At 61.4% G+C, this 12,090-nt stretch carries 11 protein-coding genes; 4 read left to right on the top strand and 7 right to left on the bottom strand.

The annotated features are described in order from the left end of the window. Nucleotides 1-79: 79 nt before the first annotated feature. Complete coding sequence (locus AC5RU9_RS16885) at nucleotides 80-2,767, bottom strand: FG-GAP-like repeat-containing protein (RefSeq protein WP_494017332.1); 2,688 nt, start codon at nucleotides 2,765-2,767, stop codon at nucleotides 80-82. A gap of 266 nt (nucleotides 2,768-3,033) precedes the next feature. Here AC5RU9_RS16885 and AC5RU9_RS16880 point away from each other — a divergent pair, with 266 nt between their 5' ends. Continuing rightward, on the top strand, nucleotides 3,034-3,570 hold the full coding sequence (locus AC5RU9_RS16880; protein WP_494017331.1) for an NADPH-dependent FMN reductase: 537 nt from the start codon (nucleotides 3,034-3,036) through the stop codon (nucleotides 3,568-3,570). Between the two features lie 352 nt (nucleotides 3,571-3,922). On the opposite strand, the gene AC5RU9_RS16875 is transcribed toward AC5RU9_RS16880, so the two are convergent. The 3 genes from AC5RU9_RS16875 to AC5RU9_RS16865 all read right to left on the bottom strand — a co-directional run bounded on the left by AC5RU9_RS16875 (nucleotide 3,923) and on the right by AC5RU9_RS16865 (nucleotide 6,366). Further along, nucleotides 3,923-4,450 carry a hypothetical protein gene (locus tag AC5RU9_RS16875; RefSeq protein WP_494017330.1) on the bottom strand — a complete coding sequence of 176 codons (528 nt, stop codon included), beginning with the start codon at nucleotides 4,448-4,450 and terminating at the stop codon, nucleotides 3,923-3,925. Nucleotides 4,451-4,902: 452 nt separating this feature from the next. Further along, nucleotides 4,903-5,268, bottom strand: coding sequence for a hypothetical protein (locus AC5RU9_RS16870; protein ID WP_494017329.1), 366 nt, complete (start codon nucleotides 5,266-5,268; stop codon nucleotides 4,903-4,905). 447 nt (nucleotides 5,269-5,715) lie between these two features. Continuing rightward, the gene (locus AC5RU9_RS16865; protein ID WP_494017328.1) at nucleotides 5,716-6,366 is read right to left on the bottom strand and encodes an SAM-dependent methyltransferase; all 651 of its coding nucleotides are present in this window, start codon (nucleotides 6,364-6,366) and stop codon (nucleotides 5,716-5,718) included. A 61-nt stretch (nucleotides 6,367-6,427) separates the two neighbouring features. On the opposite strand from AC5RU9_RS16865, the gene AC5RU9_RS16860 reads away from it, so the two are divergent. Continuing rightward, the gene (locus tag AC5RU9_RS16860) at nucleotides 6,428-6,664 is read left to right on the top strand and encodes a hypothetical protein (RefSeq protein ID WP_235518305.1); all 237 of its coding nucleotides are present in this window, start codon (nucleotides 6,428-6,430) and stop codon (nucleotides 6,662-6,664) included. A gap of 25 nt (nucleotides 6,665-6,689) precedes the next feature. Here AC5RU9_RS16860 and AC5RU9_RS16855 read toward each other — a convergent pair whose 3' ends face one another. Together AC5RU9_RS16855 and AC5RU9_RS16850 are read right to left on the bottom strand one after the other, a co-directional pair. Then, a complete protein-coding gene (locus AC5RU9_RS16855; RefSeq protein ID WP_494017327.1) occupies nucleotides 6,690-6,977 on the bottom strand; it encodes a MoaD/ThiS family protein in 288 nt (95 codons plus the stop codon). 7 nt (nucleotides 6,978-6,984) lie between these two features. Further along, a complete protein-coding gene (locus AC5RU9_RS16850; RefSeq protein WP_494017326.1) occupies nucleotides 6,985-8,211 on the bottom strand; it encodes a WD40/YVTN/BNR-like repeat-containing protein in 1,227 nt (408 codons plus the stop codon). 251 nt (nucleotides 8,212-8,462) lie between these two features. Here AC5RU9_RS16850 and AC5RU9_RS16845 point away from each other — a divergent pair, with 251 nt between their 5' ends. Further along, nucleotides 8,463-9,668: a GGDEF domain-containing protein gene (locus tag AC5RU9_RS16845; protein ID WP_494017325.1), complete on the top strand. Its 1,206-nt coding sequence runs from the start codon at nucleotides 8,463-8,465 to the stop codon at nucleotides 9,666-9,668. 62 nt (nucleotides 9,669-9,730) lie between these two features. Here the strand turns inward: AC5RU9_RS16845 and AC5RU9_RS16840 are convergent, their stop codons facing one another. Then, entirely contained in the window at nucleotides 9,731-10,750 is a 1,020-nt protein-coding gene (locus AC5RU9_RS16840; protein WP_494017324.1) for a S1C family serine protease, read from the bottom strand. Nucleotides 10,751-11,262: 512 nt separating this feature from the next. Here AC5RU9_RS16840 and AC5RU9_RS16835 point away from each other — a divergent pair. After that, entirely contained in the window at nucleotides 11,263-12,042 is a 780-nt protein-coding gene (locus tag AC5RU9_RS16835) for an isocitrate lyase/PEP mutase family protein (protein WP_494017323.1), read from the top strand. Nucleotides 12,043-12,090: the final 48 nt, after the last annotated feature.

The raw sequence follows: 12,090 nt of genomic DNA, 5'->3' as shown, positions 1-12,090 counted from the left end.
CGGAATGCTCTCACCTTGTACCAAGGTGGGATGGGTTCGTTCCAAGATTTCGGCACCCGGGTCTCAGCTCGGCGACAACTTACCGCGGGTCGAGCACCACTGACTGGAAGCCGCCCCGCCCGGTCCCGGTGTACAGGAAGAGCGAGCCATCACCGGCAACACCCACAACGGACGGATTGCCGGTGCCGGTGAATGCGTTGCCGAGGGCTGTAAAGGAACTGAACATGTTCCACCCCGATCCCAGCGCTGTTCTCGCCAGGAAGCCGCCGGAACCGTTGCCGGGGTAGAGCCAGAGCGCACCATCAGTGCCCCTGGCCATGATGTCCTCGTTGCCATCGCCGTTGAAGTCGCCGCCCTGGAGCACGGCGTTGAAGATGTTCCAGCCCGTGCCGATCTGGCGCCATGGCTGGAATCCGCCCACACCGTTGCCCGGATAGAGCCAGAGGTTTCCATCTGCTGCCCGTCCCACAAGATCTGCCTTGCCGTCGCCATTAAAGTCACCCGGGGCGAGCAGTTGGGTGAAGCCTTGCCAGCCCGCGCCGATTTGCTGCCGCGCCAGGAACTGGCCCTTGCCATCCGTCGGGTAGAGCCACAGCACCCCATCGGCAGTGCGGGCTACAAGGTCGGGGTGGCCATCGCCGTCGAAATCTCCTGCGCTGACCACGGAATTGAAGGCGTTCCAGCCGGAGCCCACCTGCACCCGCGGCAAAAAGCCGCCCGAACCGTTGCCGGGGTAAAGCCACAGTGTGCCGTCGGTTCCCCGGGCGAGGACGTCAGCGACAGCATCGCCGTCGAAATCGCCTGCCTCCCAGACCTGGGCGAACTGGCCCCATCCAGCACCGATAGCGAGGCGGTCAGCGAAACCGGAACCATCTCCCGGATACAAGCGCATGCTCCCGGACGACGTCATTGTCAGGACATCCGCACGCTGGTCAGCAGTGAAATCCTGCCCGCCCACCAGGTCGCCAACGCTGTTCCAACCGCTACCGACGGCGACGCGCGGAGCGAAGCCACCCCAGCCATTTCCGGGATACAGATAAAGAGTGCCGTCGCTTGCGCGCGCGAGCAATCCGGCGCCGGCGCCGCCAAAGGAGCCGTCAGAGGTGATGCTGGTGAACCCGTTCCAGCCGGAACCGATCTGCGACCAAGGACGGAATCCGCCCTTGCCGTCACTTGGGTAGAGCCACAAGGTGCCATCGGGCTTGGTGGCCATGAGGTCGGGCCGGGCATCGCCGTCGAAGTCCCCCACGCCGATGATATTTGAGAAGCCCTGCCAACCGGATCCGATCTGCCTGCTGGCGAGGAATCCGCCCTTCCCGTTGCCCGGGTACAGCAGCAAATCACCATCGCTGGTGCGCGCCAGGACGTCTCCGCGGCCGTCGCCATCAAAGTCCGAGATGCCAGTGATGGCGTTGAAGATGTTCCAGCCGGAGCCCACCTGTCGGGGGTTATCGAGGCGGTTGCCTGGCAATCCGGCATAGAGCATCAAGGAGCCGTCGGCTTCCCGGGAAAGGACATCGGCCAGTTTGTCGCCGTCGAAATCGCCTGCGGAGAAGCGGACTTTCGCCGTAAGTTTCGGATCAGCGAAGATAGTGACCGACGCCGAGGTCTTACTGACCGCGTTGATGGTCACCTGGGTCCCGGTGTACGTCGTGAACGTGCTGCCCGCCTGCCATGCGTGGTTCTTGGCGTAGTAGGGCTCGGTAAAGGGCACCGTTGACGGCATGAGGATCAGCGAGGAGGCAATGGTGGCACCGCCCCGCTGGACAACCTTGACGCCCATGTTGCCCTGCGGCCTGCCGGCGTCGCCCAAATAGCTGTCGTAGCCGGCGGGTTCCCTCAGCTCCAGGTAATAGACCTCTTTGCTGATGGGGTCGGTGAACTTGATGGCACGCTGCGCGTCGGTGCCGCCCCACGGCTTCAACGTGTAGGTCTTGGCGCCCGTTGCCACTCCGACGTCCCTGATTTCATCGCCGCGCCCCAGCTTGGCGTAATCCCAGAACGTTGAACTGACCACGGGTTGGGCGTACTGCGCCGCGCCCATAAGGTCGGTGGTGTCGCCGTACTCACGGATGTAGCAGGACGGGTCTGTGAAGCGGCCGTCGCTGTTAACGCCGACGTCGGATGCGCCACTGCCGCACTGCAGTGCGTCTGCGTGCATCAGGCCGATGACGTGACCGAACTCGTGGCTCATCACGTTGTTCGAGAAGTCGCTGAGCTGCGGCATGAGCACGCGGCCGCTGTACGCTCCGCTGCTGTACCCGGCGCCCAACGCGTTGCCGGACAGCGTCGACGTGGGGATGAAGATGACCAGCGCTGTGTACGGACTGGCCGACCATTGAAGCTCGCTGGTGATCGTGGAAATGATGGTGCCGTAGCTGTCCGTTGAGCGGGCCTTCGACTGGAAGCCCTCCACCCTGCTGTTGACGGTCATGGAGAGCTTGTTGTCCGTCATTGCCTTCCAGTAACTACTGGTGGACACCACGGCCTTCTCGGCGCCGGCCATGGAAACGGGGTTGCCGTTGTCTGCCAGCTTTGCAGTTACCAACCGCACGCGGATGTCGCCGCTGGGCCCTGTGGCCGCCACCATGTTGTCCGGCGCGGTGTTGGTCGTCGCGGTGTCCAACGGCGCGGCGCCGGGTCCTTCGAAAATATGGTCCGAGTGCGGCGTCCCCTCCACGAACCGAACATTTGGGTTGTCCGGCCCTGGAACCGGCACGGCCGTAGCCGGAGCCTGTACGAAAAACAGGCCTGTGGCCAAAACCATTAGACCTGTGGACAACGCGATCGATCGCCGCAAAACTCCCATTGAATCTCCCGGGGACGGAGTCTGTGGTTCCTGTGAGTCTCAAGAGCCACAGTCAGGTTACAGGCGGCTAGACAGTACCCTGCGCACATGCGGGCGTAACGTCGGCGAGTCTTTGTAGCTTCGGTCGAGGGGCTTTGTGTGCGTGCGGTGAGGGGGTGGGGGCCGACACCCCTTAGTGCCTGCGTTGGGCGTCCGTGTGCAGTGGTGCCCGATAATCTGGGGACATGATTCCCTCAATCTTGTTAATCTGCGGGAGCGTGAGGGTCGGCTCGGTCAACGCGGCGGTCATCGCAACCGTAGCCGACCTGGTAGAAGAACCTTTCACAACTGACACATACGCTGGGCTAGGTGAGCTTCCGCATTTCAACCCAGACTTGGACCACGACCCCCTTCCGGCACACGTCGCAGAACTGCGGGCAGCAATTCGAGGGGCATCTGCACTCCTAATCAGCACTCCCGAGTATGCAGGGGCGATGCCTGGGTCGCTCAAGAATCTGCTCGAGTGGACCGTCGGAGGGGTCGAGATTTCGGACAAGCCGACTGGGTGGATCAACCCTTCGACAAACCCACTCAGGGCAAAAAACACCTATGCATCGCTTGCAACTGTCCTGGAGTACACGGGTGCGACCCTGGTCAGTGGTGCCTGTGTTGACGTGCCGGTCCCAAGGCAGTCGATCGGGGCAGATGGGGTCATCGAAGACCAAGCGATTCGTAGAGCGATATCGGAGGCAATCGAGGCACTGACACAGTCCATAGGCTAGGGAACGCAATTCGCGGCTGGCGCGGAACGCAACTCTCATTCCGTTACCAAAAGCTGCGGTAGAGCATCCTCGACCGGGCCCCGTCGCCTTAGCTCACCAACTTGTGGCCCGTAGCTCGCAGAACGTCCCTAACCACACGAGAGCGTAAGAAACAGCGTGTTCGGGATGCCCCGCGACGCTTCTGATGTTGCCCGGGGTTAAGTGAGCTGACCAAATCTTGGGCGAGCTGCAGATGCCTGAGCTTCGCCAGCATGACACCAATCGTCCCGGCCCATGATGTGAGCTCGTAGTGCCCGAAAAAGGATCCCTGGACGGGACGGTAGCGCTAAAAATTTGTGCGGCACTTTGCTGTTCAAGCGATTCGCCGGCGAACATCCTTGAGAGATTTGACGCCTTCGTGACGAAGGATCCTAATCGTCATGACGATCACCAGGGCGTGCAGAAGGGCCAAGATAAGCGTGGCGCTAAATTCATTGAGGAATGCCACTGTCATAACAATGAAAAACAATGAGTAGACGATGGCAGCAACCAATGGTGCTGGACTCATCGTCTTTAGCCCGCTTAGATTCCAGATTCCAATGAGAAGACCTCCGAGAGACACCATGCTGAGACCCACGATCACAGCGACAACGGTTGCGATCCATCCGGCAGATACGCGAGTCCCCGCGGCCTGGTACTCGAGGAATTGTCCGTTGATCGCAACGGCACTATTGACGGTGACCCCTGCCATGAACAGTGCCGACATCAAGTCGATGAACCCGAGACAGTAACGCCTGAATCTCGTGGCTCCATCCGGTAAAACACCCGGTGCCGGTGCTTGGGTATTAGGCAGCACTCCGGTACCCGATTTGTCGGTCTGCGGCTGCAGTTCGTTGTCCATTTGCGCTCCCTCTCGCGTGTACGGCGGAAGCGTCGCGCTTTCCATCCGGAAGTGTATCCCGCAATACGACGAAGCCGCCCTTACAACGTGGCGTACTCCAAACGCTGCCCATAAGCGGGTCCCTTATCGGAAACTCATCGCGGCAGCGGACGAAGTTTGAAAATGATAATTCCGAGGTACTTGTTCATCCACGCCAGCTTCTGATGGTAGCGACGACCTGCGTCCGCGGATAGTCGTGGCTCGACGGCGGCTTCTTTCCAGAGACCGGCTGCACTGAAGATGTCGAGCGAGTCAGAAACCGTGTAGGTCTGCTTAGCCAGGGAAATGTGTTCATTCCACCCGCTGCGATAAGAGAACGTACTGCCAGAGAATCGCTCCTCTCCCGTAGGCTGGTCCCTTACCGGACATAAGGGCCGAGCGGGAACGAAGACACCGCTCTACGAGTTCTAGAGTCAGGAATCGCGAGCCGGGGCTTGGTCATCCGAGGGACCGGACTGTCGGATATATCCGCTGGATGCGGGCATCCACATCGTCACAGAACCTGCGAACGTCAAAATCAGGACCATTACCGTAAGCGGCGTCAGGACGAGATTGAAAACTCCTCCGAGAGCTAAAACAGCCAAGATGGAAAGAACCACCCTCGCCCAGCGTTGACCTCGAAGGAGTCCCAATGCTGCCCTGACCTGAATGACCGTAAATAGGAGCAGGAACAGACCGCCAACGAGGACAACAATCACGCTTGGCTCACGCGTGATGATCAAGATGACTGGCTGAAAGCAAGCCAGGATCGCACTTGCCAGCCAGAGGTAAGTTGACATTCGAAGGACTTTTGGGACGGTGCCTGCTGTCATATGTGCAATGGGATGAACCATCTTCGAATCCTCAATCTCCAGCTACTTGTTGAGGCGGCTAGACCGCAAGGTCTCCAGACTACAGCCGAGCGAATATCTGCCCCTTATTCGGTTGGTTGGGTATTGAGCCACGCAGCGTGCCGCCCTTCCTCCTCAATCTGTAGCGAAAATGTCGTCGGTGCTGCCGACCCCGAACGGCTTCACCAAATCATTGACGGTCTCCTGGGCAACGCGCTGCGCGTCGGCCCGCCCGGCGGCCCCATCAGCCTCAGCGCACGAATCGAACCACCCAGCCTGGCTGGGACAACGCCCCTTCCGTTCAGTGGGCCAAGGGCAATTGCCATCGGGGTACATGACAGCGGGCCGGGCCTGACAACGGGGCACGCGCCTAAACCCGCACTTACGCACCAGCCCCTACCCCCTGAGGCAGAAGTGCGCCATCCCCAGTACGCCCCGGTACCCCTCTTCATAGGCAGCGCGCTGTTCCTCATATTGCCGGCGGACCTGCTCCGCGGCGGGATGGTCGGCGTCGTGTGCTTCCAACCAGCGGGTAAACCTGCCGCGGAACCCGGCCTCGAAGACGTCCCACTCCTGAATGCTCGCCTGGTCGTCGTCCACCACTTCGAAACCAGCGGCCAAGATCGCCTCGCCGTAAACGAGCCGGCCGCCGGGAAGCACCAGGGATCGAAGCGCGCGTAACGCTGCTGCGTAATCGAGTGGCTGTGCGTCCCCCACTGGCGGCCCCCAGATCTGGCTCGCACCGATGCAGATCACTGCGTCTGCGCGGCGATTCCGGACTTCCAGCCCAGGCATCGAATCGAACGTCGCCCTGTCGAGGAGTCCACGTTTAAATGCTTGTTGCCTCGCGCGTTCGATGGACTTGGACGAGGCGTCCACTCCGTGTCCCCGTGCCTGCGGGGCCGACGCCAAAACCCGAAGGAGCAATTCACCCCAACCGCACCCCATATCCAGGACCTCAGCGGTCACGTGGACCGACAACCGCGAAACGCAACCACCCCGGAATGCTAACCGGACCCTAACCACGCGGAAATACGGTGGCAACATTGCCGCGCCACACTGGAATAGCCGGCAAGTGCAGGCGCCCAGCTCCAGCCAGGAGGACACCATGCTGAAGGAAGTCCCAACTCACACAACACGTATACGCGCGATCAGCCAGCTCCACCGCGGAGACGAGATCGAAGCCCGCCTGTCGGTCGGCCCCGCCTACGATGACGTGGTCATCCGCCGCGGACGGGTCCAGGAAACAGCGCCGGGAATCGGTGTCGTCTGGATCATGGATCACGCTTCAGGCATGAGAAAAGCGATCAATACCGATGAATGCAGTGTTTGGCGCGTCGCCTGAACAGGGCTCGACCCCGAACACCCGCTCAGCCGCCGGCCACGGACTGGATAATCAAGACCTCCTGGCCAGCCGCAACCTCCGTATCAAGACCCTTCAGACGCCGGACTTCATCCCCGTTCACGTAAATATTCACGAAACGGCGAAGCGCCCCGGTCTCATCACGCAAGCGCCTGGCCAGCACCGGATATTCTCCGGTGACTGAGTCCAGCAACTGTCCCACGGTCACAGCCCCGTCGGCGGACGCAGTCAGATAGGACTGTCCGCCGACGAGCGGCTGCAGGACGCCAGGCAACAGGACCGTATAGTCAGCCACAGCGGACCTAACCGGGTACCGGGGCGTCGGGTTGGTCTTCGGGAGACACAGCCGTCTCGGCGGCTGCATCCACAATGACAGCGGCCTCTGCCAGCACTGTTGCCTCCGCGGCAGCAAGCGGCGCTTCCGCCCCTGCCGGGTTTCCAACCACGACGGCGGCACGCACGCTCAGTACGTCCGGCAAGTGTGCTGCCACTTCAATGAAGGTCACGCCCTCGTCGGCGCTGGCGTAGACGGTGCCGCCGCGGGTGCCGAAATACACGCCAACGGGCTCGGCCGTGTCCACCGATGCGGCGTCACGGAGGACCGCGTTGTATTCGTGGTCCGGGAGTCCGGCGTGGAGTTCCGTCCACGTATTTCCTGCATCGTGGGTCCTGTGCACGCTGAGCTTGCTGTCCGGCGGGATACGTTCGCCGTCGGCTTTGAGGGGAATCACCCAAGCCGTACCCTCGCGCCGTGGATGCGTCAGCATCACGAACCCAAAGTCCGCGGGCAGGCCTTCCGCGATTGAATTCCAGTTCTCGCCGTCATCATCAGTGCGGTACACGCCGTGATGGTTCTGCGCGTAAAGACGACCGTCGACGGCGGCGTCCGCAGCGATCTTGTGGACGCACTGGCCGAACTCAGGGTTGGGGTCGGGCATGAAGTAGGCAGATATCCCCTTGTTCCGGGGCTCCCACGACGTACCGCCGTCGAGCGATCTGTAAACGCCGCCCGTGCTCATGGCGACGTGCACTTTCTCGCCGCTCGGGTCCACCACGATCGAGTGCGCCGCCGCGCCACCATAGCCTGCACCCCACTCACTGCGGTGGGGGTGGTCCCACAGTCCGCGGTTCAGTTCGAAGTGCTGGCCGCCGTCGGTCGATTTCCACACCGAAATCGGCTCGCAACCAGCCCACACGACGCCGGGCCGGGAGTCGGCGTCGGGGTGGATCTGCCAAATGCGCTCCAGGGCCGCGTCAGTATCTTCGGGGAATTTGATGGCACCTTGTTCGGGCTCGGTCCACGTGGTGCCAAGGTCATCGGAGTGGACAACGGTGGGACCCCAATGTTCGGAACGCACCCCCACCATGATCCGTGTTTTGCCGTCCCGGGTGTCTATTCCGATGCTCGGTATCTCGCTCATCAGGAAATGTGGGCCGGAGATGGACCAGTCCTTGCGGTCTGTGCTGGTTGCGAGCCACAGGCCTTTCTTGGTCCCGATCGCTAAGAGGTAACTCTCTGGGGTAGCCATGAACCCATGCAACCATCCGCTGGATGGCGAGGGCAATGGTTTTCTTCGGGCGCATCTCCAAGCGCCGAAACCGCAAACCGGTACCCCGGGGCCTATTCACTGTTGGGGGAAAACATGCTTGACTATTGACTTTGCGGCCGAATTCGGTCGCAGTAACAACCTTGGGGGATTAAATGAATCACGGAGATGGCAGCCAATGATAATTCTGACTGGGAGCTCCTTGGTTACTGGCCGGTAGCGGGACCGTTTTTATGAATTCGCTTGCATTGCAAGAGGGAACGATCGTCCTGGACCCCTTCGCCGTCCGAATCATCCTTGGTTTGGTGACCTTGGCACTGATTGTCATCTCGTGCGTTACGTCGCAACGGAAACGCACCCCCTACGCCGACTGGTGGCGGGCGGCCCTCTTCCTGTTCTTCGTCGGGAACGCCGCTTTCCTGTTAAACAGCACGCCTTTCCAATGGTGGGCCAACCCTGCTGGTAAGTTCCTGGTGGTGGCCGGCGCCTTCTGTGTCTGGGCGGGAGCGCGCACTCTCCGCGACCGTCAGGCCACTCTGTGGCAGCTGCTGCCGGGACCGATACTGGCAGGTTTGGCCTCCATCCTGGATGACCCAGGTTCAAGCGTGTGGTCAGGCGGGGTGGCTTACCTGGCAATGACCACAGCCGGAATCTCTTTTGCCGCAATTGAACTGTGGTTCACAAGGTCGGCCCGGTCCAGAATCACCAAGTTTCTGTCCATCATGGCTGGGCTGACGGCCGCCTATTACCTGCTGCGCACGCTTACTTACATTCTGTACGGTGCCGAAAGTTGGCTCTTCCGGACATATTTCGGCTACGCTCCTGCCGCCCTGATCCACCTTATGCTTCTGGTGGCGGTGTCATCCACCATGAATACCCTCAGCAACAGGCAACTCATCCGGCGCCTACGCGAGCGCGCGGAACGGGACCATTTGACGGGACTGCTCAACAGGGGCGCTTTCCTGGATTTGGCTGCCCGGGAACTTGCGCGCTCTTCGCAAGGCCGCGGCGCTGCGTTGATCCTGGCCGACCTGGACAACTTCAAGGCCGTCAATGACGAATATGGACATTCGGCGGGGGACGCCGCCCTCCGGGCCTTCGCGAAAGCCAGCTCAGCCGCCGTCAGGTCAACGGACCTCATAGGACGTTACGGCGGGGAGGAGTTCATCCTTTTCCTGCCCGGAGCCTCGCAGCAACGGGCCGAGGCCATTGCCTCGGACATCAGCAACCGCCTGGCTGCGATGGAGGGCACGGATGGCCTGCCCTTTCCGACGGTCAGTTACGGTGTCACGTCCACGGGGACCGGGGATCCTGACCTGGCGTTCATGATCAACGTGGCAGACGCCGCCCTGTACAGCGCAAAGGCCCAGGGCAGGAACCGGGTTGTGGGAGCGGACCCCTTGGACGCTGAATCGGCAGAGGACAAGGCAACACCTTAGGCATCGTCGCGCATCGGCTCCGGTGAGTGGCACGCACCCGTGAGCGCGTGCCACTCACCGTCCTAGCAGGCCGTCGGATCCCCGAACGGCAATGAGGTTCCTGCTATGCGCCAGAGGGAGCCGTCCCAGTGCATCGCATACTGGATCCGCCAATTCGAGCATGTCTGGCCGTTCCTGCCATGGGCCGCGTCCTGGATGGTCTGAAGGACTACATTGGCGTTCAGGTCATCCGCGGACTGTGTATTGGTGACGTTGTAGAGCTCGGCCTGGGTCCAGTAGGACGAACCCAGCCCTTCGCTCCACTTAACCGAGTCTCCAAAGGTCGCCTGGAGTTCGGGGGTGAGAATTTTGGAGGCCGCAGCGTATGCACCTTGGTTGATGCCTTGCCCGTGAAGAATCAGGCTCTGCCCTACGCTGCGGGCCTGATCGTGGTTCGCCGAAACAGTGAACGGAAAGAACCCTGATCCCGGCGCCGGCGCATTTCCGCATTCGTCGAAGGCCACAGGTGTGGACCGGGATTTCCATTCGTCCACAGCCGCGGAAACACGGGGTGCTGTTACTGCATAAGCGATGCCTTCTGCCCTGCCGTTGCCTTCGGGTTCAATGGTGACCACTACACCGGAAACCTTCCCGTCCTGGGTGATGAGCGGCCCTCCACTGTTCCCGTGATTTATGGCGGCGTCTGTTTGGATAAGGTTCGGGAGAGTCCGGTCACCGATGTGTTGTTCGACGTCGAGTGCGCTCACCGTTCCCCTGGTCAAGGTGAACGGATGGCCCAGGGGAAATCCGAGTGCGGCCACATCGCTCCCGACTGGGGGCTCGCTGCTTCGTAGTTGAAACTGATGGCCTTCCACAGGGCTTCGGGTTTTAACAACCGCGATGTCCGCCACGTCATTCTTGCCGAGAACCGTGCTATCTACGGAGGTCCGGCCGAAGGCGATGCTGATCGCGGATGCGTCACGAACAACATGGGCGGCCGTGACCACCAGGTCCGGTCCCACAAGGAACCCCGTACCCGTGTAACCGGCATCGCACGTCGTGACGGTCAACTGCCCCACGCCCGACTGCACTTGGGCAACCACGTCAGGCCACGTACTTGGCTCAGGAGACGTACTGGTGCTGGGGTCGGCAGCAGGGCTTCCGTTTGGGCTTGGCGTGCTCGGGGAAGGGGTGGGGACTTCTTGGCTGGTTGCTTGTGATGAAGACGTTTGAGGGGACGGACTGGAGCCGGCATTACAGCCCGTCGTCAAAAGACACAGGCTTATAGACGCTATGACTGTGCAACGGACAAAGGGGTTTGGTGTGCTGTTCATCAAGGACCTCCTGACGCTGAGGGCGAGCAGCGGCATGAGCGAGTTCTGGATCGCTCCTGCAACTGCGCCCTCAAAAGAAAAAGTCGGGTAAGCCGCCGTCGTAAGAGATTGATCATGGAATGGATATGCGAGACCCATGATGCAAATCGACGGCCGTTTACTCGACTCGTGTTTCCCAGCAAGCACATCGTAACTCCGGAAAAGCCGGCCAGGGAGAAACCGCCACGCCTTAGGCCTAGGCTGAAGTTGGCAAGATTCCCAAACCACGACGGAGGAAACCCATGACAGAAGCAAACACCACCACACGTGCGCAGCAACTGAAGGACCTTCACGAAGCACCGGAGATTTTGCGGGTTGTCAACGTCTGGGATGCCATCAGCGCCTCCACAGTTGCGGCCCTTCCGGAGACCAAGGCCATCGCCACCGCAGGGCATTCGATTGCTGCTGCGTTCGGCTACGCGGACGGAAAAATGCCGCTGGATGTGGCGCTCAGTGGGGTGGAGCGGATCGTCAAAGCCGTTGACCTGCCGGTCACAGCAGACCTCGACGACGGCTACCAGGACCCTGCCGAGACCATCCGCCGGGCCATTGGAATCGGGGTAGTGGGTGCGAACGTCGAGGACCGCTTGCGCCCCTTCGACGAGGCCGTTGCCCGGGTTCAGGCGATCATCAAGGCCGCCGAGGAGGAGGGCATTGCCTTCCAGCTGAACGCCCGCACGGACGCGATCGTCCGCGGCGGCGACCGCCCCATCAAGGACAGCCTCGACGACGCCATCGCGCGTGGCCGGGCGTTTCTCGACGCCGGCGCTGCTTTGGTTTTCGTGCCGGGCGCACTGACCCGCGAAACCATCGAGCCGCTGGTTGAGGGCCTCGGGCACGGGAAGCTCTCCGTCATTGGTGCTCCCGGCGCCCTTCCCGCGGCGGAGCTTCAGGAACTCGGCGTGGCACGGGTCTCTTACGGACCCTTCACCCAGCGAGTGGCCCTCCGCGCCCTTCAAGGCTTGGCCGCGGATCTGTACGGATCGGGTGTCATCCCTGCTGACACTCCTGCCCTGAACTAACCGCAGCAGCAAAGCAATAACCGGGTCCCGCCGCATTAACACGCGGCG

Source organism: Arthrobacter sp. B0316-5-4 (assembly GCF_059090325.1).
The sequence above is the reverse complement of the archived record's forward strand: the minus strand, read 5'-3'. Positions and strand labels throughout refer to the sequence as shown.